The organism is Pseudomonas sp. NPDC089918 (genome assembly GCF_050280605.1).
Taxonomy (GTDB): Bacteria; Pseudomonadota; Gammaproteobacteria; order Pseudomonadales; family Pseudomonadaceae; genus Aquipseudomonas.
Map to the genome: position 1 here is coordinate 21,703 of NZ_JBNNVP010000050.1, position 20,649 is coordinate 42,351.

Annotated in this window: 19 protein-coding genes and 1 pseudogene; 5 read left to right on the forward strand and 15 right to left on the reverse strand. The window is 61.0% G+C overall.

From position 1 onward, the window contains the following. Positions 1 to 115: 115 nt before the first annotated feature. From urtA to cbiE, 15 genes and pseudogenes are all read right to left on the reverse strand, one after another. Positions 116 to 1,381, reverse strand: coding sequence for an urea ABC transporter substrate-binding protein (urtA, locus tag ACQKPC_RS26155; RefSeq protein WP_007907378.1), 1,266 nt, complete (start codon positions 1,379 to 1,381; stop codon positions 116 to 118). 406 nt (positions 1,382 to 1,787) lie between these two features. Next, a pseudogene (locus tag ACQKPC_RS26160) lies at positions 1,788 to 2,160 on the reverse strand (DUF6124 family protein). A 427-nt stretch (positions 2,161 to 2,587) separates the two neighbouring features. Continuing rightward, complete coding sequence (locus ACQKPC_RS26165; protein ID WP_427627373.1) at positions 2,588 to 3,598, reverse strand: FecCD family ABC transporter permease; 1,011 nt, start codon at positions 3,596 to 3,598, stop codon at positions 2,588 to 2,590. Then, entirely contained in the window at positions 3,595 to 4,542 is a 948-nt protein-coding gene (locus tag ACQKPC_RS26170) for an ABC transporter substrate-binding protein (RefSeq protein WP_427627375.1), read from the reverse strand. The genes ACQKPC_RS26165 and ACQKPC_RS26170 overlap by 4 nt, the downstream gene beginning before the upstream one ends. Further along, positions 4,539 to 5,327 (reverse strand): ABC transporter ATP-binding protein, encoded by a 789-nt coding sequence (locus ACQKPC_RS26175; RefSeq protein ID WP_427627377.1) that lies wholly within the window; start codon positions 5,325 to 5,327, stop codon positions 4,539 to 4,541. Before ACQKPC_RS26175 ends, ACQKPC_RS26170 begins: the two co-directional genes overlap by 4 nt. Positions 5,328 to 5,564: 237 nt before the next feature. Further along, positions 5,565 to 6,944, reverse strand: a complete 1,380-nt coding sequence (locus ACQKPC_RS26180) for a PepSY-associated TM helix domain-containing protein (RefSeq protein ID WP_427627379.1) — start codon at positions 6,942 to 6,944, stop codon at positions 5,565 to 5,567. 124 nt (positions 6,945 to 7,068) lie between these two features. Then, a complete protein-coding gene (locus ACQKPC_RS26185; protein WP_427627381.1) occupies positions 7,069 to 9,186 on the reverse strand; it encodes a TonB-dependent copper receptor in 2,118 nt (705 codons plus the stop codon). Positions 9,187 to 9,451: 265 nt separating this feature from the next. Then, positions 9,452 to 9,895, reverse strand: a complete 444-nt coding sequence (locus tag ACQKPC_RS26190) for a DUF2946 domain-containing protein (protein WP_427627383.1) — start codon at positions 9,893 to 9,895, stop codon at positions 9,452 to 9,454. A gap of 21 nt (positions 9,896 to 9,916) precedes the next feature. Then, positions 9,917 to 10,396 (reverse strand): copper chaperone PCu(A)C, encoded by a 480-nt coding sequence (locus ACQKPC_RS26195; RefSeq protein WP_427627385.1) that lies wholly within the window; start codon positions 10,394 to 10,396, stop codon positions 9,917 to 9,919. A 48-nt stretch (positions 10,397 to 10,444) separates the two neighbouring features. Then, entirely contained in the window at positions 10,445 to 10,843 is a 399-nt protein-coding gene (locus ACQKPC_RS26200) for a DUF2946 domain-containing protein (protein WP_427627387.1), read from the reverse strand. A gap of 99 nt (positions 10,844 to 10,942) precedes the next feature. Continuing rightward, positions 10,943 to 11,233, reverse strand: coding sequence for an addiction module antidote protein (locus ACQKPC_RS26205; protein ID WP_074873403.1), 291 nt, complete (start codon positions 11,231 to 11,233; stop codon positions 10,943 to 10,945). A 3-nt stretch (positions 11,234 to 11,236) separates the two neighbouring features. Continuing rightward, on the reverse strand, positions 11,237 to 11,539 hold the full coding sequence (locus tag ACQKPC_RS26210; RefSeq protein ID WP_008011206.1) for a type II toxin-antitoxin system RelE/ParE family toxin: 303 nt from the start codon (positions 11,537 to 11,539) through the stop codon (positions 11,237 to 11,239). 194 nt (positions 11,540 to 11,733) lie between these two features. Continuing rightward, positions 11,734 to 12,462 (reverse strand): cobalt-precorrin-6A reductase, encoded by a 729-nt coding sequence (locus tag ACQKPC_RS26215; protein WP_427627390.1) that lies wholly within the window; start codon positions 12,460 to 12,462, stop codon positions 11,734 to 11,736. Further along, a complete protein-coding gene (locus tag ACQKPC_RS26220; protein ID WP_427627391.1) occupies positions 12,459 to 13,556 on the reverse strand; it encodes a cobalt-precorrin-5B (C(1))-methyltransferase in 1,098 nt (365 codons plus the stop codon). Before ACQKPC_RS26220 ends, ACQKPC_RS26215 begins: the two co-directional genes overlap by 4 nt. Beyond that, on the reverse strand, positions 13,549 to 14,760 hold the full coding sequence (cbiE, locus tag ACQKPC_RS26225; protein WP_427627393.1) for a precorrin-6y C5,15-methyltransferase (decarboxylating) subunit CbiE: 1,212 nt from the start codon (positions 14,758 to 14,760) through the stop codon (positions 13,549 to 13,551). The genes ACQKPC_RS26220 and cbiE overlap by 8 nt, the downstream gene beginning before the upstream one ends. Before the next feature lie 241 nt (positions 14,761 to 15,001). On the opposite strand from cbiE, the gene ACQKPC_RS26230 reads away from it, so the two are divergent. From ACQKPC_RS26230 to cobJ, 5 genes are all read left to right on the forward strand, one after another. Next, on the forward strand, positions 15,002 to 15,658 hold the full coding sequence (locus ACQKPC_RS26230) for a hypothetical protein (protein ID WP_427627395.1): 657 nt from the start codon (positions 15,002 to 15,004) through the stop codon (positions 15,656 to 15,658). 145 nt (positions 15,659 to 15,803) lie between these two features. After that, complete coding sequence (cobG, locus tag ACQKPC_RS26235; protein WP_427627397.1) at positions 15,804 to 17,105, forward strand: precorrin-3B synthase; 1,302 nt, start codon at positions 15,804 to 15,806, stop codon at positions 17,103 to 17,105. Then, entirely contained in the window at positions 17,098 to 17,724 is a 627-nt protein-coding gene (locus ACQKPC_RS26240; protein WP_427627399.1) for a precorrin-8X methylmutase, read from the forward strand. The genes cobG and ACQKPC_RS26240 overlap by 8 nt, the downstream gene beginning before the upstream one ends. Further along, positions 17,724 to 18,455 (forward strand): precorrin-2 C(20)-methyltransferase, encoded by a 732-nt coding sequence (locus ACQKPC_RS26245; protein WP_030128260.1) that lies wholly within the window; start codon positions 17,724 to 17,726, stop codon positions 18,453 to 18,455. The genes ACQKPC_RS26240 and ACQKPC_RS26245 overlap by 1 nt, the downstream gene beginning before the upstream one ends. Continuing rightward, positions 18,455 to 20,158, forward strand: a complete 1,704-nt coding sequence (gene cobJ, locus ACQKPC_RS26250; protein WP_427627401.1) for a precorrin-3B C(17)-methyltransferase — start codon at positions 18,455 to 18,457, stop codon at positions 20,156 to 20,158. The genes ACQKPC_RS26245 and cobJ overlap by 1 nt, the downstream gene beginning before the upstream one ends. The last annotated feature ends 491 nt before the right edge of the window (positions 20,159 to 20,649 follow it).

A 20,649-nucleotide genomic window follows, 5' to 3' on the forward strand; every position in this document is an offset into this window, starting at 1 on the left:
CCACGCTCCGCGTGGGAATGCAGCCCGGGACGCTCCGCGTCCCAAAGCGGACGCAGAGCGTCCGTTGAGGCATTCCCACGCAGAGCGTGGGAACGATCAGGCTAAGCGGGGTGAATCAGTTACTCTTCACCGCATAGTCCGGCTTCTTGTCGTTACCCTGAATGAACGGGCTCCACGGTTGGGCGCGGATCGGCCCTTCGGTCTGCCACACCACGTTGAACTGACCGTCGGCCTGAATCTCGCCGATCATCACCGGTTTGTGCAGGTGGTGATTGGTCTTGTCCATGGTCAGGGTGTAACCGGACGGCGCGGCAAAAGTCTGGCCGGCCAGGGCTTCGCGGACTTTGTTGACGTCGGTGGACTTGGCTTTCTCGGCTGCTTGCGCCCACATGTGGATGCCGACATAGGTGGCTTCCATCGGGTCGTTGGTCACCGCTTTGTCGGCGCCCGGCAGGTTGTGTTTCTTGGCGTAGGCTTTCCAGTCGGCGACGAACTTCTTGTTCTGCGGGTTCTCGACCGACTCGAAGTAGTTCCACGCCGCGAGGTTGCCCACCAGCGGTTTGGTGTCGATGCCGCGCAGTTCTTCTTCACCCACGGAGAACGCCACGACCGGAACGTCGGTGGCTTTCAGGCCCTGGTTGGCCAGCTCTTTATAGAACGGCACGTTGGAGTCGCCGTTGACCGTGGAGATGACCGCCGTCTTGCCTCCGGCGGAGAATTTTTTGATGTTGGCCACGATGGTTTGATAGTCGCTATGGCCGAACGGGGTGTAGACCTCTTCGATGTCCTTGTCCGCCACACCTTTGGAGTGCAGGAACGAGCGCAGAATCTTGTTGGTGGTGCGCGGGTAGACGTAGTCGGTGCCGAGCAGGAAGTAACGCTTGGCGCTGCCGCCTTCTTCGCTCATCAGGTATTCCACTGCCGGGATCGCCTGCTGGTTCGGCGCTGCGCCGGTGTAGAACACGTTCGGCGACATTTCTTCGCCTTCGTACTGCACCGGGTAGAACAGCAGGCCGTTGAGTTCTTCGAACACTGGCAATACCGACTTACGCGACACCGACGTCCAGCAACCGAACACCACGGCGACTTTGTCCTGGGTCAGCAACTGCCGGCCCTTTTCGGCGAACAGCGGCCAGTTCGATGCCGGGTCAACCACCACCGGTTCAAGCATCTTGCCGTTGACGCCGCCCTTGGCATTGATTTCGTCGATGGTCATCAACGCCATGTCTTTGAGCGAGGTTTCGGAGATCGCCATGGTGCCGGACAACGAATGCAGAATACCGACCTTGATGGTCTCGGCGGCCTGGACCGTCCAGGCCATGCCCATCGCGGCAATGCTTGCCGATAGTGTGAAAGCCTTGATCAAACTGCGACGCTTCATTGTGCGATCTCCATGAACGTTAAAGTTTTTTATGGTTGGCAGATGCGGACGACTGAAGGGTCTTTAGCAAGGGCTGTGCCCGGTCGGGGAAGGGCAAGGAAATGTCGTATTAGAGCGGTTGCGGGGTGTGGGCGACGCACCATGAAGGATCGCGTATGGCGCGTTGGTGCGAGAAGATGCGCCACATTGGGGCGAAGGATTGCCCCAATGCCGGTCAGTTAAGGTAAGGCGCTGTGAATACAAAACCTGTGGCGAGGGGGCTTGCCCCCGTTCGGCTGCGAAGCAGTCGTAAAACCATTGCACGCGGTGTACCTGATACACCGCAGTTGCAGGTTTTGGGGCCGCTTCGCGACCCAACGGGGGCAAGCCCCCTCGCCACAAAGGCTCGTTCCCAAAGAGCGGGGGATTACGCCGGGTCGACGTTGTCCAGCGCCCGGTTCACCGCCAGCTCCGCCAGCATGATGACCTGCTGAATCGCCATCGCCGTATGGCGCTGCGGGCCGATCAGATTGTTGGCGAAATCGCTGGCCAGGACACTTGCCGAGGCCAACGACTCACAAGCGTGGGCCAGCAGGCTTTCGGTGCCGGCATCCGGGGCAACCAGGAACAGGGTGCTGGGGCGACGGGGTTTTTCGGTGTATTGCGCCGGGGGGATCGAGGTAGTAGTCGAGGGCGCGTTTTATGGCTTCGCGATCTTTGAGGAGGTCGTCGTCGCGCGATTTTTCGGCTTCGGGAGTGGTGATATCGATGGGTGGATCGGGAACTATCTTCTTGCTCATCGGGTGTTGTCTCTTAATTGGAGCCATCCTTTGTCGTTTCTCACGCGACGAAGGGGTGGCAGCTATGTGCGGAGTGAGAAACCGGTCACCACCCAAACCCGGCCGGACCGAAGTCCGCCCGCACACAGCCGCCATAGAGTATTGCAGACAGCGGATAAGCTGGCGGCAATTATGGTGGTACTGATGTTGGATTAACAGGGCTACCGGGTTCTCACACCCGATCGCTGAGTTGTCAGCGACAGCCCAAGACTAGAGGGCCCGCGTCCGACGAACAACCTGAAAAAAGGCGTGGGAAAGTTCCGTGTTTTGACACATCCGTTAAACATTCAAAAGCGGAACGCGGAGCGTCCCTGGCGGCATTCCCACGCAGAGCGTGGGAACGATCAAACAGGTGCAGAGGAGCGAGCCTGCTCGCTCCCACAATGGATCAGCGGCGGCGCATCAGGCCGATGAAGAACAATCCGCCAATGGCCGCGGTGGCGACGCCGATGGGCAAGTCCTCGGGGGCGATCAGGGTGCGGGCGGCGACATCGACCCAGACGAGGAACAGACTGCCAAGCAACACGCACACCGGCAGCAGTCGCCGGTGTTCCGCCCCGACCAGTCGCCGGGCAATGTGCGGCACCATCAGCCCTACAAACCCGATAGACCCACTGATCGACACCAACACCCCAGTCATCAACGACGCAATCAAAAACACCCGCAAGCGCACGGTGCGAGCATTCAAGCCGAGGGTCACAGCCGTCTGTTCACCGGCCATCAACGCATTCAACGGCCGGGCCATCCCCAGCAACAACACCAACCCAAGCAACACACTCGCCGCCGGCACCACAAGCAATTCCCAACGCGCCAGGCCAAGGCCGCCAAGCATCCAGAACATCACTGCAGAACTCGCGCGATGGTCGCCAAGAAACAACAGCAAATTGGCAATCGCCATCATCACGAACGACACCGCCACGCCGCACAACAGCAGCCGATCACTGTCCAGCCGCCCATGACGGTTGGCGATCATCAGCACGATCAACATGCTCAACAACGCACCGATAAACGCCGCAATCGGCAAGGTCAGCAAGCCTGCGATCTCACCAACATGCAACACCACGATCACTGCGCCGAGGGTCGCGCCGGAGGTCACCCCGAGCAGGTGCGGATCAGCCAACGGATTGCGCGTCACCGCTTGCAGCACCGCACCGATCAACGCCAGGCCGGCGCCCACCAGCGCACCGAGCAACATGCGCGGCACGCGGATCAGCCAGACGATGTGTTCCTGCCCGGCCGTCCAGTCCGGAACACCGAAACCAAAAATCTTGTGCAGCAATATTCGCCACACCACGTCCACCGGCACCCGCGCCGGGCCTGCGCCCAGCGACACCACGCACGACACCAGCAACAGCGCGCCGAGGACGGTCAGCAACAGGGCATAGCGACGATCGATCATTCGCCGTGGAAACCCTTGGCCAGGGTCTCGACCGCCAGTACGTTATCGATCCCCGGCGTGGCCTGTACGTAAGGAATGACGATGAAGCGCTGATTCTTGATCGCGTCCACCGATTGCAGGGCTTTGTTGTTCAGCAGGAATTGCTCCTTCTGCTCCGCGGTAACTTCGCCGTAATCGACGATCACGATCACCTGCGGATTGCGCTCGACCACGTTCTCCCAATTGACCCGCGTCCAGCTCGCCTCGACATCATCGAGAATGTTGCGCCCGCCCGCCGCGTCGATCAGCGCTTGAGGCATGCCGAGACGCCCGGAAGTCATGGCCCGGTCCTCACCGCTGTCGTAGAGAAATACCCGAGGTTTGTCGGTCGGCAGATCGTTGCGTACCTCGGCGACTTGCGCCTGCATCTGGGCAATCACGGCATTGGCGCGATCCTGCACGTCGAAGATTTTCCCGAGGTTGCGCAGGTCGTTGTAAGTGTCTTCCAGGCTGGCCGGTGGGCGCTTCATGACGAAGGCGCAAGACTCGGTGAGTTCGTAAACGTTGATACCCAGCGGCTGCAGGGTTTGCGGCGTGAGATCACCGCCGACGCGCATGCCGTAATCCCAACCGGCGAAGAAGAAATCGACGTTGGCGTTGAGCAGGGTTTCCACCGACGGGTACTTGGCCGCCAGTTCCGGCAGGCCATCAAGGATGGTCTGCATCTCGGGCGTCACCGACTTCCAGCCAGTCACGCCGCTGTAGCCGGCCATCTGCGGTTTGAGGCCGAGGGCGAGCATCATCTGGGTCATGTTGATGTCATGGCTGACCGCGTGTTTTGGCGCTTGCTTGAACGTCACTCCGCGGTTGCAGCTCTGGACGGTCAGCGGGTATTTCGTGGCCTCGGCGAAGGCTTGGGCACTGCCCAGCAACAGAGTGAGACACAGCAGGGAACGCAAAGTCATGGTTGGGTTATCCAGGTGATTCGTGGGTAGCCGTGCAAGGGATGGTCGTCGATCAGGGCGTCGACGCCGAACACGTTGTGCAAAAGTTGGGCGGTCAGGACTTCTTTGGGTGGACCGCTGGCGACGATGCGCCCGTGATTGATCACGTACAGCCGGTCGCAAAAAGCTGCCGCCAGATTGAGGTCATGGATGCTCGCCAGCGTGCCGATCTGCAGACGCTTGACCAGTTGCAACAGCTCCAGCTGATAGCGCGGGTCGAGGTGATTGGTCGGTTCGTCGAGGATCAGCAATTGCGGTTGCTGGGCCAGGGCGCGGGCGAGGATCACGCGCTGTTTTTCACCGCCGGAAAGGGTGGCGAAGGCGTGGTTTTCGAAGCCCTTGAGGCCGACCGATTCGAGGGCGTGGGTCGCGAGTTTTCGGTCTTCAAGGGTGTCGCCATCAAACAACCCTTTGTGCGGCGTGCGGCCCATGGCGACCACTTCATCCACGGTCAGGCCGAAGGCGTCGGGGAACTCCTGCAACACTACGGCGATGCGTTGCGCGCACCAGCGTGAGGATTGCTTCCAGACGTTGTTGTGGTCGAGCTTTACCTCGCCGCTTTCCGGTTTGCTGAAGCGATAGGCGCAACGCAACAGGCTGGTCTTGCCGCTGCCATTGGGACCGATCAACCCGACGAACTCGCCCGCGGCCACGTGCAACGATGCGTCACGCAGCTGGAACTGGTGATGGCAATGGCCGTGGCCCAGGGGTGTCCAGGCGAGGTTGGAGAGGTTCAGCGAGGTCATTTCATTCCCAACGATCGTTCCCACGCTCCGCGTGGGAAGGCATCAATGGACGCTCTGCGTCCGCTTTTGGGACGCGGAGCGTCCCGGGCTGCATTCCCACGCAGAGCGTGGGAACGATCAAATCACACATACGACACAGGACTGGTAGGAGCGAGGCTTGCCCGCGAAGAGGCCCTATGCTTCAGAGATAATCGCCAGAAGTCTATAGATCCCTCTAAAACACGCATCTCACCTGCTTCATGATGAAGCTGAAGTGGATTCAGTTTGCCGGCTAAAGCGCGACAGCAGCACCCGATCCAACACCCACACGACTACCAGCGAAGCCCCCACCAACGGAAACATCACTGCCAGCCCGAACATGATGACCATCGCGGCTTTCCATTTCGGCAGGTCGTGACGCAACGGCGGTACACCGAACTTGCCCTGTGGCCGGCGCTTCCACCAGATCACCACACCGCTGACCGCACTGAGCAAAATCATCAGGCAGATCAGCAGCACAATGATCTGATTGAACGGGCCGAACATCTTGCCTTCGTGCAGCATTACGCCGACTTCCGTGGCCCGGGCGACATTGCTGTAATGCTTCCAGCGCACGTCGGCGAGGACGTCGCCGTTGTACTGATCGACATGCAAGGTGGCGTCGTTGCGCGGGTCGTTGGCGAACAAGGCGATGGTGAACACGCCGGTGGCCGTGGTGGGGAAGGTGATGCTGTAGCCGGGTTCGACCTTTCGTTGCACGGCGATGTTTTGCACGTCTTGCAGGATGATGGTGGGCGCTGCCGAGCCGGCTTGCGTGCCGGTGTGAGCCATGTGTTCGGCGTGGTCGCCGGACATCGGCATCGGCGTGTTTTCCATGGCCCACGGCACGGTCTGGCGCGTGGCGCTGTTGAGGCTGCGGGCCTCGACGTCGGACTTCGGCACGTCATTCCACATGGCTACCGGGAAGCGGTTCCAGAGATCGGCGTATTGCTTGCCCCAGAACCCGGTCCAGGTCATGCCGCTGAGCAGCATCACCAGCAGCAATGCAGCGCCCCAGAACCCGGTCACCGCGTGCAGGTCACGCCAGAGCACTCGGCCGCGACTGTTCAAGCGAGGCCAGAGAATCCCGGCGGACTGGCCACGCGGCCACCACAGAAAGACGCCGGAGACCACCAGCACCACGCCCCAACCGGCGGCCAGTTCCACCAGCCGATCGCCGACGGTGCCGATCATCAATTCGCCGTGAATCGAGCGCGCAATCGCTTGCAGATTCTTCTTCGCGTCTTGCTCGCCAAGGATGTCGCCGTGGTACGGATCGATGAACACGTTCAGTTCATGACCCTTATCGATGACGACAAATTGCGCACTGCGTTCGGCGTTGGCCGGTGGCAGGTATTGTTTGATCTGGCCTTGTGGGTACGCCTCTTTCACCCGTTTGAGCAGGTCGTCGGCGGTGACGGTGTGATGACCGGCCGGGACGTTCAGCAGGCTGCCGTACATCAACGGATCGAGTTGCGGTTTGAACAGGTAGATGATGCCGGTCAGGGCCAGCATCACCATGAATGGCGCGACGAACAGGCCGGCATAGAAATGCCAGCGCCAGGCCAGGTTGTAGAAATTCGGTTTGGGCTGTTTCATTTGTGTGCTCCGCCAGGCGTAGGTTTTTGTTGTTTAGTGCGGTTGCTGCGCAACCGATCGCGAGCAGGCTCGCTCCCACAGGTTCAACACCGTCCATGTGGGAGCGAGCCTGCTCGCGATGCTTTTAGAAACGCATATCCACCTTGGTCCAGAGCGTGCGCCCCGGTTCGTTGATGGCTTGCGGATCATTGGCCGGAAAGCCGAAACCGGCGTTGCCCGCCAGGTTCAAGTGTTCGGCGTAAGCCTTGTTAAAGAGGTTGTCGACGCCGCTGCTGACCTTCCAGTTCTTGTTGATCCGGTACGCACCGTTGAGCGAGAACACGCCGAACCCAGAGCTCGTGTCGAAGTCTTTGCCAACCACGTTGCCCTTGTTCCGGTCGATGCGGTTCTGCGCCGCAACCACCCGCCACAAAGCGCCGGCGCTCCAGTTGTCTTCGCTGTAGGTCAGGCCGAAACGGGCATCCAGCGGTGGCATCTGCGGCAGGGCGCTGCCGTCGCTGCTGTTCTTGCCCCAGGCGTAGGCCAGGGTCGCGTCGGCTTTCCAGTTGGCTGTCAGCTTGTAGGCCGCCCCGAGTTCGCCGCCCATGATTCGCGCGTCGATGTTCTCGGCTTGCGAGGTCATGCCCATCATCCCCGGCGTGTAGTTGAACAGGATGTAGTCACGCACCTGTCCGACGTAACCCGAGGCCCAGGCTTCGAGGTCTTCGGTCTTGTATTGCAGGCCGAAGTCGAGCTGGGTGGTTTTCTCTGGTTTGATCGAGTCGAACGCATTCACCGAACCGGCGGGGCCGGACTTGGGTGAAAACAGTTCCCAGTAATCCGGGAAACGCTGGGCGTGACCGAGGCCCGCGTACAGCGTGGTCGGGCTGTCGGCCAGGTCATGCTCGTAACGGACGAAACCGCTGGGCAGCGTGTCGGCGCGGGTGTCGTCGGCCGTCGGGTTGGGGCGGGCCATCATCCCGGAGCCAATGGTCTGCCGATAATCCTTGGCCGACGCGCGATCCAGGCGCGCACCGGTGATCAACCGATCACGGTCGGCGGCGTACCAGGTCAGTTCGCTGAACACGCCGTAGTTGTGGAAGTCGGCGTCCTTGTTGCGCGGCACATCCTTGTAGGCGTCGACGCCCATCGCGCTGCGTTGGCGATGTTCGTTGGTCTGCGCGTCCAGGCCACTGATCAGTTGCACATCGGCCCAGCGCCAAGTGGCTTTGATCCGCGCGCCGAGGGTTCGACGGTCGACATTGGAGGCCATGGGGCCGGCCATCATCCCGGTGCCGGACGGCGTGCGCAGGGTGTAGTTGTCCATCACGTGGTCGGCGTAGTTGTAGTAGACCTGTGCCTCGACCTTATCCAGCACCTCACCGATGTTTGACTGTTCGAAGCGCAGGCCCAGGCTTTCGCGCAAGAACTGCGAACCGTCCATGCCGCGCCCGGCGTAACGGGCTTCGCCGTCACCCTTGCCGGCAGTCAATTCCAGCAGGGTGTCGGCGTTCGGCGTCCAGCCCAGCGCTACATCTCCGTTCCATTTGTCGTAGCGCGAGGGCACGGTGTCGTTGTTGCCGTCCTTGTAATCGTCGGAATGCGCGGTGTTGCCGATCACGCGCACGTAACCCAGCGGCCCGCCAGCAGCGGCGTCCACTACTTTGTCGAAGCGGCCGTTGGAACCGGCCAGCACGCTGGCGTTCACCCGGGTGCCGAGTTCGCCGAAGCTCTCCGGCTCACGGTCGAACAGGACGGTGCCGGCCGATGCGCCGGGGCCCCAGAGCACGGTTTGCGGGCCTTTGATCACGGTGAGTTTGTCGTAGGTTTCTGGTGAGATATACGAGGTCGGCGCGTCCATGCGGCCGGGGCAGGCGCCGAGCATCATGCTGCCGTTGGTGAGGATATTCAGTCGCGAGCCGAACATGCCGCGCAGCACCGGATCGCCGTTGGTGCCGCCATTACGCACCAGAGCGAAGCCGGGGATGGTTTTCAGATAGTCGCCACCGTCGCTGGCCGGCACTGGTTGGCGCGGGTCCTTGGGGTTGGTGACGATGGTCAGCGGCGAACTCGGCGCGATGGCGGTGATCACCGTCGGGCTCAGTTCTTCGGTGTGGCCGGTGTGTTCATCGGCCAGCACCATCGGTGTCAGCAGCACGCCGCAAAGAACGGCGGTGGCGTGCCTGAAACGAACGCGGGATTCGTTCAGGGCAAAAGAAGCCTGGGCAGCGCCCAAACGTGTGTCAGCAGAAAACCTGGACATGACAATTTCCATCGAACAGTCGTAAACGACACGGCCGGCAGCCTGTGCAAATCTCTGTGGGAGCGAGTTCCTGTGGCGAGGGGGCTCGCCCCCGTTAGGCCGCGAAGCGGCCCCAAAACCTGCGATCGCCGTGTATCAGGTACACGGCGTGCAACGTTTTACGACTGCTACGTAGTCGAACGGGGGCAAGCCCCCTCACCACACAGCTCGCTCCCACAGGTAGCTATGGCCATCTTGCGGACCGTGTGAGATCGGAGGTGGGTGTTTACGCGACGATCGGCGGTGCGCGGGTACGGGCGCCGGGGAAGAAGGTTTGCCGGGCGTGGCCCAGGCGGGTGGCGGGAGTGCTGAAAGTGGTTGTCTGTGGACTGTCGAAGGCGACGAAGGACAGACCGCCAGTGAGCGCCGGGCAATTGAACAGCAGGCTGCAATAGCCGCATTTTTCCCAGAGTGCGTGATGGTCGGCTTTGGGTGGGCAGTGCTCGGCGGCGGGTTGCGCGCCATGTTCCATGGCCGACATGTCCATGGGCATGTCCATCGACATGCTCATGCTCATGGACATTGAGGCGCGTTGATCCATCGGCATCGACTGAGAAATCAGCGGGCCGATAAAGATCATCAGCATGGCGAACAGGCTGATCCAGCTGCCGCGCGTCAGGCTCATTGGCTGACGGCGGTGCATGGATGACCGGGTGCCAAGCGGGCGCATGGGCGTTTTCAACGTGGGCGATTACTGAGCGTGCATATGCTCTTGCATGCCGTCAGGCGCCTTTTTCTGCACCGCGACCTCGACCGTCACATCGCCGGATTTTTCGAAGTGCATCGTCAGCGCGAAGCGCTTGCCGTCGCTCAACAGGCTGCGGTCTTTCAGCTCCAGCAGCATTACGTGATAGGCCATCGGTGCGAAGGTGACTTCGCCGCCAGCCGGAATCTCGACGCTTGGCACTTGCTGCATTTTCATCAGGTCGTTTTGCTTCACGTGCTCGTGCAATTCGGCCTTTCCCGAAATTGGCGAGTCAACGCTCAGCAGTCGGTCGGCGGTTTTGCCGTTGTTGTGAATCACGAAATACGCCGCGACGGTGGGCGCGTTGGGCGGCAACTCTTGCGACCACGGATGGGCGATCTCAAGCTCGCCAGCCTTGTATTCGTGAGCATTGGCAAAACAGGCAGGCAGCAGCAACACAGCCAGAACGATGAGTTTGTTCAACATGGCAGTTCTCCAGAACGATTCAAAACGCAGGTCAATTGCGAGAAGGAATCACACCAGAGGGGATGCGCGGGGGGTGAGACTCGGCCATTGCTGTCGCGGTGTAGGGGTGTCGAGCGTGGCCGGCGGCAGGCTTCGATTGGCCTCGAAACGCGCAAAATACAGCTGCGGCGTATGCCCCGGCAACGTCACCAATGGCGCAGAGCCCGAACAGCACCAGCAATGCTGCATGTTGGAATGATCGTCGCTCTGCGGAGCTTTCTGCTCGATATCGCCCAGGGAAATCGCTACCAGTTTAGTGCCGTTGGAAGAGCAGAAACTGCCCCACAGCAACTGTTCGGCCGGCGATTTCGCCGTCTGCGCCATCGCTCCGGACATCGGCATGGCGAGCATGTTGAACAGCACTGCAAAGCAGGCGATCCAGGCAAATGCGAGCCGTTGTCGGGACATGAGGACAGATCCGGTTGAGTGGGCGATCAGGCGCGGCTATTTAGCCTGATCAGGGGCGATAAGTAAAAAGGCCGCGTGCGGTGTGGTGTCGCAGTGCAATCAGAGAGCGCTGGCATGCAACCGCAGGCCTAATGCTTTCATCACTTTCATGATAGTCGCGAATTCCGGGTTGCCAGTGCTGCCCAATGCTTTGTAGAGACTCTCACGACCCAGCCCGGCATCACGGGCAATCTGTGTCATGCCTTTTGCACGCGCTATGTCGTTGAGTGCGGCACGTATGAGAACTCCGTCACCTGCATCTTCTTCAAAGCAGGCGTCCAGGTAAGCGGCCATTTCTTCTGGTGTTTTGAGAAACTCGGCGGCGTCGAATCGGGTGAATTGTTCGGCCATGACTTACTCCTCATTACCGATGTTTTGCGCCATTTGAAGAGCGCGCTTGATATCTCGCTTTTGAGTCGACTTGTCACCGCCCACCAGCAGCAGATAGACCACTGCCCCTCGACGAGTGAAATACATCCTGTAGCCGGGGCCGTAATGAACACGCATTTCATAAACAGCCTCGCCTATGGGTTCACAATCACCGAAATTACCGTGTTCGGCAGCTCTGAGCCTGGCGATAATGCGAGCTTTACCGATGATGTCCCTCAGTGAGTCGAGCCAATCGGCAAACGCACGAGATCGTTCGAAGTCGATCATATTGGATCGTATTCCTTGGGATACAAGTTGGCAAGCCACACTTTTCTCGGCCCAATGGGAGGCCTTACCCATGAGTGGCATGGGTGGTGTTGCTAGCTAGGATCAGGGGAATCGAATATAGAGTTGAAGCGCTTGCCGGGAACAGTCGGTCCTCTCCTGGAAAGTTGTCGGCAAAGTCGCAAGCTCGTGCAGGTTCAGGAAATGTCTGACACTGACAAAGCCGCCAAGACGTCATCCACCGCCCAAAACTCCCGCTCAACCCCAGGCAACACCGGCCGCTTCAACACCAGCACCGGCACTCCGCGTTCCCGCGCCACTTCCAGTTTCGGCTCGGTGGCGGTGCTGCCGCTGTTCTTGCTGATCAGCACATCGATCTGCCGCCGTTCGAACAGCTCGCGTTCATCCTCGATCAGAAACGGCCCACGCGCGCCAATCACCTCGCAGCGCTCATTCCCGGGATAAGCGTCCAACGCACGCAACGTCCAGAATTGCTCCGGCGGGATTTCGTGCAGGTGCTGCAATGGCTCGCGACCAAGGGTAAACAGCGGTCGCCGGAACGGTTTCAACGCTTCGATCAATTCGGCCCAATCGCTGACTTCGCGCCAGTCATCCCCGGCTTGTGGTTGCCAGGCCGGACGCCGCAGGGCCCAGCATGCAATGCCACTCAATTGCGCGGCGGTCGCGGCGTTCTGGCTGATTTGGGCCGCGTAGGGATGGGTCGCATCCAGCAGCAGGTCGATGCCTTCATCGCGAATGAACTGCGCCAGACCTTCAGCGCCGCCATAGCCGCCAACCCGAACCTGGCAGTCCAGATCCGTCGGCACGCGACCGACACCGGCCAGGCTATAGATGTGTTCCGGCTCCAGGGTTCGGGCGATGGCCAGGGCCTCAGTGACGCCGCCGAGCAACAACACGCGCTTCATGGAAAAACTCCTGCATGGCCGACAATCCCGCCCTGGCGATCGATGGCGAATACTTCGACCTGAACCTGCGCCGGCACCACGCTGCGGGCAAAGTTCAGAGCGTGCTGACACACCGCGTCGCCGAGTGCGATCCCGGCAGCGCTGGCCATGGCCAATGCCTGTTGACTGGTATTGGCTTCGCGGATCGCCTGTTGCAACGCCTCATCGGCGCCGACCGCTGCTGCCCATTCGGCCAGTTGCGGCAGGTCGATGCTTGAATGCCGACTGTGCAAATCCATGTGCCCGGCCGCCAGTTTGCTGATCTTGCCGAACCCGCCGCACAGGCTGAGTTTATCCACAGGTACTTTGCGCAAGTGCTTGAGTACCGCGCCGACGAAGTCGCCCATTTCGATCAGGGCGATTTCCGGCAAGTCGTAGACCCGGCGCATGGTGTCTTCGCTGGCGTTGCCGGTGCACGCGGCGATGTGCAGGAAACCGTTGGTTTTGGCAACGTCGATGCCCTGGTGGATCGAGGCGATGTAGGCCGCGCAGGAGAATGGCCGGACGATGCCGCTGGTGCCGAGGATCGACAGGCCGCCGAGAATTCCCAGTCGCGGGTTCATGGTTTTCAGTGCCAGGGCTTCGCCGTCCTCGACGTTCACCGTGACCTCGAAGCCGCCCTGATAATCCAGTTCTTCGGCCAGCAGCGTCAGGTGCTCGCTGATCATCTTGCGCGGCACCGGGTTGATCGCCGGTTCGCCGACGTTCAGCACCAACCCTGGTCGGGTGACGGTGCCCACCCCACGACCGGCGCTGAAGCGAATGCCCGGCTCACAGTGCAAGCGCACCTGGGAAAAGAGCAGGGCGCCGTGGGTCACGTCCGGATCGTCGCCGGCGTCCTTGATCGTTCCGGCTTCGGCGCCGTCGTTCATCAACCGACAGAATTCCAGGCGCATTTGCACCCGTTTGCCTTTGGGCAGAATGATCTCGACGGCGTCTGCTTCCACGCCACTGAGCAGCAGGCGTGCCGCCGCGAGGCTGGTGGCGGTGGCGCAGCTGCCAGTGGTCAGGCCGCTGCGCAGCGGGGCGGGTTGTTCGGCGGTTTCGTCACGCATCGAGGGGCTTCGTCACGTCCAGCAAAGTAATCGGCAGCGCCTGACGCCAGGTGTCGAACTCGCCCAGCGGCTGCGCCTGAGCGACATGGATGCGGGTCAGTTCACCGCCATGCCGTTCGCGCCAGGCCATCAAGGTCACTTCACTTTGCAGGGTGACGGCGTTGGCCACCAGTCGACCACCGGGTTTGAGTTGCGCCCAGCAAGTGTCGAGTACGCCTTCGCGGGTGACGCCGCCACCGATGAAAATCGCGTCGGGGCGTTCGAGTCCGGTCAGGGCTTGGGGCGCGCTGCCGCGAATCAATTGCAGACCGGGTACGCCCAAGGCATCGCGGTTGTGTTCGATCAACAACTGCCGCCCTTCATCCGCTTCGATGGCCAGTGCCCGGCAACTCGGATGAGCACGCATCCACTCGATGCCGATCGAACCGCTGCCGGCGCCGACGTCCCACAGCAGTTCGCCGGGAACCGGGGCCAGGCGCGCGAGGGTAATGGCGCGCACATCGCGTTTGGTCAGTTGGCCGTCGTGCTGGAAGGCGGAGTCCGGCAGGCCGGCCAGTCGCGACAGGCGTGGCGTGTTCGGTTCGGCGATGCATTCGATGGCGATCAGGTTCAGATCGGCGATCACCGGCTCATTCCAGTCGTTGGCAACACCCTCGATGCGTCGTTCGGCTTCGCCGCCCAGATGTTCCAGCACGGTGAGGCGACTCGGCCCGAAACCGCGCTCGCGCAGCAATGCCGCGATGGCCGCCGGAGTCTGGCCGTCGTTGCTCAACACCAGCAAGCGCACACCACTGAACAGATGGGCGTTGAGCGCGGCGACGGGGCGGGCGACCACCGACAGTATCACCACATCCTGCAACGGCCAGCCCAGGCGAGCTGCCGCCAGTGACACGGAGGACGGGGCGGGCAGGATCAGCATTTCCGCGCCGGGCAGTTGCCGCGCAAGGCTGGCGCCGACGCCAAAGAACATCGGGTCGCCGCTGGCCAGTACACAAACCGGCTCGCCACGCAGCGCCAGTAACGGCTCAAGGGTAAACGGACTGGGCCAGAGCTGGCGTTCGCCGCGAATGCACACCGGCAGCAAGTCCAGTTGGCGCTGGCCGCCGATGATCCGCGAGGCGGCCATCAGGGCGCGCCGGGCATTCTTGCCCAGGCCCTTGAAGCCGTCTTCACCGATTCCCACAACCGTTAGCCAGGGTGTCATGCCGTTCCTTAATCCAGGGTTGATCTCAAGGGCGGCATGATAACGCGGCTGCCGGTATCTGACGCGGGTCGGTTGTCGGAGAATGTTTAACCGATAGCGGAAACTTAATGTTGTGCAAAAGCGGTTTGCTTAATGCGTGTTTTTGCTAGTTTGGCTCCAGCTTAAGTCGGGCTTAATGAAAGTTCTGATTTAACGACGAAGCATTTTACTTTTTAATGATTGCCAGGTTGGCAGGAGAGATATGGATATCAATTCAAACACAGATAACATCCGCAGCAATGCAATCGCTGTGAACAATATGTTGTTCACAGGCATCGGGGGTCAGACTGCAGCCGACAACCATTTTGTAAAGAACTGCGTTCTACTCGCGCAGATCAAGGCGGACGAACTTTACAACAGCAGTACCCAGCCTGCTGAATGGTTCGATCACTTTGCCGGCATTCTCTGGTCATTTGGCTGGAATCTTGAGGAACAGCCCGTCGTTCTGGTCCAGCGCGAATTCTCCGGAAGCGTGCAGGAGGCATGGCGAAAGTTGGCGGCGCCGTTGCTCGCGCGTTCCCAACTGGCACAAGTTGAAGCAGGACTTGCAGCGCTGGAAAACGATGCGGCGATCCTGAAAAAGTTTACGGCCCTGAGTGGCAAGACGTTCAACTCGCATATTTTGCCGATCAGTTATAACGCCAGCGGCGAGTTGGTTGTGGTGCTCAGTCACATCCGGTTTATCAAGATGGTCCTCAATACCACCTATCTGTTTTGGCAGATCCATCAGCCGATGTCGCAACTGGATATTCGCGCCAGAAAACTGGTGATCAAGCGCCGGGCGATGGATGCCCATCGAGCGAGCGTCGAGCAGGCCCTTCGCGAGATCCCTTTCAAGCTCGAAGAGTACGAACTCTGAACAGCGCCAGGCTGCGTAATTTGTAGCCTTGGCAGTTTCCGACCGGCAGGCATTTTCATGCGCTCGGGCAAAGCAGGCATAATGGCGACCTTTCGCCCACCACAGCGCTGCCAGCCAGCCGGTCACCCCTTTGAACGAACGCCCGATGTCCACCGCTTTACGCCCCTCGGCCTGCCCGGGGTTGCTGCGTATCGTCCAGGCACTGGATGGCGGCATCTGTCGGATCAAATTGAACGGCGGCTCGATCAACACTGCCCAGGCTGAAGCGGTGGCCAGCGCGGCCGAACGGTTTGCCGAGGGCGTGATCGAGGCGACCAACCGGGCCAATCTGCAGATTCGCGGGATCGGTAGCGAGCAGACGGCACTGATCGACAGCCTGCTCGCCGCCGGATTGGGCCCGCGTACCGCCGCTGGCGACGATGTGCGCAACCTGATGCTCAGCCCGAGCGCCGGGATTGATCGGCATATGCTGTTCGACACGCGCCCGCTGGCTGAACAGATTCTCGCCACCCTGCAAAGCCACGAACGCTTCCACGAGCTCAGCGCCAAGTTTGCCGTGCAACTCGACGGCGGCGAGGCGTTGGCGATGCTCGAACACCCCCATGATTTGTGGTTGTCTGCTGCTGAGCGAGAGGGCGAACAGTTGCTGGCATTCGGTCTGGCGGGTTGCCCCACGGACACGCCCGCAGGTTCAGTGTCACTTGAGCAAGGACACGCGTTGGTCGTTGCAGTGCTGGAGTTGTTTCTCGATTTGGCGCGGCCCGATCAAACACGGATGCGTCATGTGCTGGCCGAAATCCCGGCCGCGGATTTTCTCGCTCGCCTGGCCGAGCGTGTGCCCTTGAAGTCGATCACGGATTGGCGGCGCTCGTTGACTCCGGATGCTCTGCACATCGGCGCTCATCCGCAGGCTGGAACCGAATATGTCTATATCGGTGCCGTACCTCCTTTGGGGCGGCTCGATCCCGTCATGCTCAGAGGCGCGGCGCAACTGGCGCGCGAGTGCGGCGACGGGAGCCTGCGTTTCACCCCATGGCAAAGTCTGTTGCTACCCACTGTTGGAAAAGAACGGGCGCCCGAAGTCGTTCGACGTCTGGAACAACTGGGCCTGCAGTGTGACGCCGATCAGCCCTTGTCACGATTGATCGCCTGCACTGGTTCTGCTGGCTGCGGTAAAGGCCTGGCCGATACCAAGAGCGACGCCTTGCAATTGGCTGCGCTGTTGCAACGCCACGATCAAACAGTGCATTTGTCCGGTTGCCAGCGTTCCTGCGCCGCCGCCCATGGGGTGCCGGTCACGTTATTGGCCGTCGCCCCCGGTTATTACGACCTCTATTTTCGCGATGCGGGGCAGCCGGGCTTCGGCGCCCTGCACGCACGCAATCTTACTATTGAAGCGGTCGGCGCCTTGCTCGACGCCCGCCCACGGAGTTCCCTTGATGCTTGATTACATCCGCGACGGTCAGGAGATCTATCGCAACTCCTTCGCGATCATTCGCGCCGAGGCCAACCTCGAGCGCATCCCGGCCGATCTGGAGAAACTCGCGGTGCGGGTGATCCACGCCTGCGGCATGGTCGAGGCCATCGACGGGCTGCAATTTTCCGCAGGCGCAGGCAAGGCCGGGCGTGATGCGCTGGCGGCTGGCGCGCCGATTCTGTGCGACGCGCGGATGGTCAGCGAAGGCGTGACCCGCGCGCGTTTGCCGGCCAACAATCCGGTGATTTGCACCCTGCGCGATGACAGCGTGCCGGACCTTGCCCGTGAGTTGGGCAATACCCGTTCCGCCGCCGCGCTGGAACTGTGGCGCCCGCACCTGGAAGGCAGCGTGGTGGTGATCGGCAATGCGCCGACCGCACTGTTTTATCTGTTGGAAATGCTCGACGCCGGCGCCCCGAAACCGGCGCTGATCCTCGGCTTCCCGGTGGGCTTCGTCGGCGCCGCCGAATCCAAGGCGATGCTCGCGGCGGACAGCCGTGGCGTGCCTTTTGTCATCATGCAAGGCCGGTTGGGCGGTAGCGCCATGGCCGCCGCCGCCGTCAACGCCCTTGCTACGGAGATCGAATGATGCAGCAACCTGGACGTTTGATCGGCCTGGGTGTCGGCCCCGGTGATCCGGAACTGATTACCGTCAAAGCCTTGCGCCTGTTGCGCGAATCGCCAGTGGTGGCGTACTTCGTCGCCAAGGGCAAAAAGGGCAACGCCTTCGGCATCATCGAAGCGCACCTGCAGGACGCACAAACCTTGTTGCCGCTGGTTTACCCGGTGACCACTGAAGCGCTGCCGGCGCCGTTGTCGTACGAACAAGTGATCAGCGATTTCTACGATGCGGCTGGCGAACAACTCGCTGCGCATCTGGACGCCGGCCGTGACGTGGCGGTGATTTGCGAAGGCGATCCGTTCTTCTACGGCTCTTACATGTACCTGCACGATCGTCTGGCCGAACGCTATGAAGCCGAAGTGGTGCCGGGCGTCTGCTCGATGCTCGGCGGTGCGTCGGTACTCGGTGCGCCGCTGGTGTATCGCAATCAGAGCCTGTCGGTGTTGTCGGGGGTGTTGCCCCACGAAGACCTCAAGCGTCGGCTGGCCGATGCCGATGCCGCGGTGATCATGAAACTGGGGCGCAATTTTCCCAAGGTCCGTCAGGTGCTCGAAGAACTCGGTCTGGCCGAGCGTGCGCTGTACGTGGAACGCGCGACCATGGCCAATCAGAAAATCGTGCCGCTGGATCAGGTCGAGCCGATGTCCTCGCCTTATTTCTCGCTGATCATCGTTCCTGGTGAAAGGTGGCAAGGCTGATGGCCCATTCCGCTCCGGCGATTGTCATCCTCGGTAATGGCAGCCTCGCGACCGCACGCAAAATTCAGCAGGTGTATCCGGGCGCATTGATCCATGGATTGGCCGAACGGGTCGATGGCGCGGACCTTGTTTATCACGAGTTCGGCGCGACCCTGCGCGAGCTTTATCAACAGGACACGCCGATCATCGCGCTGTGCGCCGCCGGGATTGTGATCCGCACCCTGGCGCCGTTGCTGCTGGAAAAAGGTGCTGAGCCACCGGTGCTGGCCGTGGCCGAAGACGGCAGCGCCGTGGTGCCGCTGCTCGGCGGCCTCGGTGGGGTGAATGTCATGGCGCGCGAGATTGCCGCCGGCCTCGACGTCGCGGCGGCGATTACCACCAGCGGTGAGCTGCGTTTCGGCACGTGCCTGCTCAATCCCCCCAGCGGCTATGCCTTGGGCGATCTGGAGCTGGGCAAGCGCTTTGTCTCGGACTTGCTGGCTGGCGAACACGTGCGCATCGAAGGCGCTGCGCCCTGGTTGGCGCAAGCACAGTTACCGCAGGATCCCGAGGCTCATTTGTCGATCCATGTCGGCAGCGCCGAACGGACGCCGGCCGCCAATGAACTGTTGATCTACCCGCGCAGTGTGTTGTTGGCGGTCAGCGCCAGTGTGGCGGATTTGCCCCAGGCGATTCGCGCGGCGCTACGTCAGGCGCGAGTCGCCGTTCAATCGCTGGCGTGCTTGCTGGCGCCGGTCACTGAGATGGCCAACTCGACGTTGCGCGAAGCGGCGCTTGAGTTGGGTGTGCCGCTGCGTTTTGCGTCGGCTGCCAGCGATGCCAGCGAGTTGGCTCGCGAGGCTATTCCCGGCGCGACGATTATCCCGATCGACGCGAACCTGGCGCTGGCAATCGTCGAACAGCCGCTGAACGTTGCGCAGATCGGCCAGCCACGCGGTCGACTGGCGGTGATCGGCCTGGGCCCGGGCGCTGCCGAATTGATGGTGCCTGCGGTGAAGGCTGAACTGGCCAGAGCCACTGATGTGCTCGGTTACGAAACCTATGTGCGCATGGCCGGCCCGTTTCGCCCGGATCAAGTGCTGCACTGCACCGACAACCGCGAAGAGATGCAGCGTGCCCGTCACGCCTTCGAACTGGCGGCCCAGGGGCGGTCGGTGATCGTGGTCTCGTCCGGTGATCCCGGCGTGTTCGCCATGGCCGCCGCCGTGCTGGAAGCCTTGCACGAGTCGACTGACCCGGCCTGGCACAGCGTCGATCTGGAGATTCTGCCGGGGGTTTCCGCTTCACTGGCGACGGCCGCTCAGGCCGGTGCGCCGTTGGGGCATGACTTCTGCGTGATGTCCCTGTCGGACAACCTCAAGCCGTGGTCGATCATCGAAAAGCGTCTTGACCTGGCCGCCGAAGCCGATCTGGCGCTGGCCTTCTACAACCCGATCTCCCGCTCGCGGCCATGGCAGCTGGGCCGTGCGCTGGAGATCGTGGCACAGCACCGTACCCCTGAAACCCCGGTGGTGCTGGGACGTGATATCGGTCGGCCCGGTCAGACGCTGCGGACCACTACACTCGGCGCGCTCACGCCGGAGCAAGTGGACATGCGCACCATGGTGCTGATCGGCTCGTCCACCACTTGCGTGTTCCCCCGCGCCGAAGGCGGTGACTGGGTGTACACGCCGCGCTGGTATGGCAGCAAACCCCTCTGCTGAAATCTGGCGGCCCGCCCGGGCCGCCTTCATCACCTCAGTCCGGTTATTTCTCTCGATTGTTTCGGCATTTGTGCGTGTAAGCCTGTTCGGTTGTTTGAGTGGGATTTTGTTACCTGCCACGAAGAATTTTTATTCTGCTTTGTAGGACGTTCTACTTTGATTTCCGGATTTTTCAGGGTGTGACGAATCATTATTTCAGGCGCTTGTTCTGAGGTCCGGCCTATAAAGGGCTTTCCAGTATTTTGGCTTGTGAGTCATGACTAAACGAGTAAAAGTGCATAAGTCTGTAACGTTGGATGTAATGTTTGTTTTGTAATTAATTGAATTCCTTGTTGGTTGAGCGGTATTGAGTGTCGGGTTAGTTTTAACGTGTGCTTTATTGGTGTTGGTCGATTTTAAAGAGGTTGTGTGACGCTTCGGCGATATACCTCTAAATGTATTGATGCTCGATGCCCGTCTTGGAACGGCGGCGCTTTCTTCGCTTTATTTAT

Coding starts and splice junctions, on each gene's coding strand:
- ACQKPC_RS26230 (WP_427627395.1), top strand. CDS start 15,002: ATGGATATCAATTCAAACACAGATAACATCCGCAGCAATGCAATCGCT.
- ACQKPC_RS26180 (WP_427627379.1), bottom strand. CDS start 6,944: ATGAAACAGCCCAAACCGAATTTCTACAACCTGGCCTGGCGCTGGCAT.
- ACQKPC_RS26245 (WP_030128260.1), top strand. CDS start 17,724: ATGCAGCAACCTGGACGTTTGATCGGCCTGGGTGTCGGCCCCGGTGAT.
- cobG (WP_427627397.1), top strand. CDS start 15,804: ATGTCCACCGCTTTACGCCCCTCGGCCTGCCCGGGGTTGCTGCGTATC.
- ACQKPC_RS26195 (WP_427627385.1), bottom strand. CDS start 10,396: ATGTTGAACAAACTCATCGTTCTGGCTGTGTTGCTGCTGCCTGCCTGT.
- ACQKPC_RS26175 (WP_427627377.1), bottom strand. CDS start 5,327: ATGACCTCGCTGAACCTCTCCAACCTCGCCTGGACACCCCTGGGCCAC.
- ACQKPC_RS26240 (WP_427627399.1), top strand. CDS start 17,098: ATGCTTGATTACATCCGCGACGGTCAGGAGATCTATCGCAACTCCTTC.
- cbiE (WP_427627393.1), bottom strand. CDS start 14,760: ATGACACCCTGGCTAACGGTTGTGGGAATCGGTGAAGACGGCTTCAAG.
- ACQKPC_RS26220 (WP_427627391.1), bottom strand. CDS start 13,556: ATGCGTGACGAAACCGCCGAACAACCCGCCCCGCTGCGCAGCGGCCTG.
- ACQKPC_RS26190 (WP_427627383.1), bottom strand. CDS start 9,895: ATGCGCCCGCTTGGCACCCGGTCATCCATGCACCGCCGTCAGCCAATG.
- ACQKPC_RS26215 (WP_427627390.1), bottom strand. CDS start 12,462: ATGAAGCGCGTGTTGTTGCTCGGCGGCGTCACTGAGGCCCTGGCCATC.
- ACQKPC_RS26205 (WP_074873403.1), bottom strand. CDS start 11,233: ATGGCCGAACAATTCACCCGATTCGACGCCGCCGAGTTTCTCAAAACA.
- ACQKPC_RS26165 (WP_427627373.1), bottom strand. CDS start 3,598: ATGATCGATCGTCGCTATGCCCTGTTGCTGACCGTCCTCGGCGCGCTG.
- ACQKPC_RS26200 (WP_427627387.1), bottom strand. CDS start 10,843: ATGTCCCGACAACGGCTCGCATTTGCCTGGATCGCCTGCTTTGCAGTG.
- ACQKPC_RS26210 (WP_008011206.1), bottom strand. CDS start 11,539: ATGATCGACTTCGAACGATCTCGTGCGTTTGCCGATTGGCTCGACTCA.
- ACQKPC_RS26170 (WP_427627375.1), bottom strand. CDS start 4,542: ATGACTTTGCGTTCCCTGCTGTGTCTCACTCTGTTGCTGGGCAGTGCC.
- ACQKPC_RS26185 (WP_427627381.1), bottom strand. CDS start 9,186: ATGTCCAGGTTTTCTGCTGACACACGTTTGGGCGCTGCCCAGGCTTCT.
- urtA (WP_007907378.1), bottom strand. CDS start 1,381: ATGAAGCGTCGCAGTTTGATCAAGGCTTTCACACTATCGGCAAGCATT.
- cobJ (WP_427627401.1), top strand. CDS start 18,455: ATGGCCCATTCCGCTCCGGCGATTGTCATCCTCGGTAATGGCAGCCTC.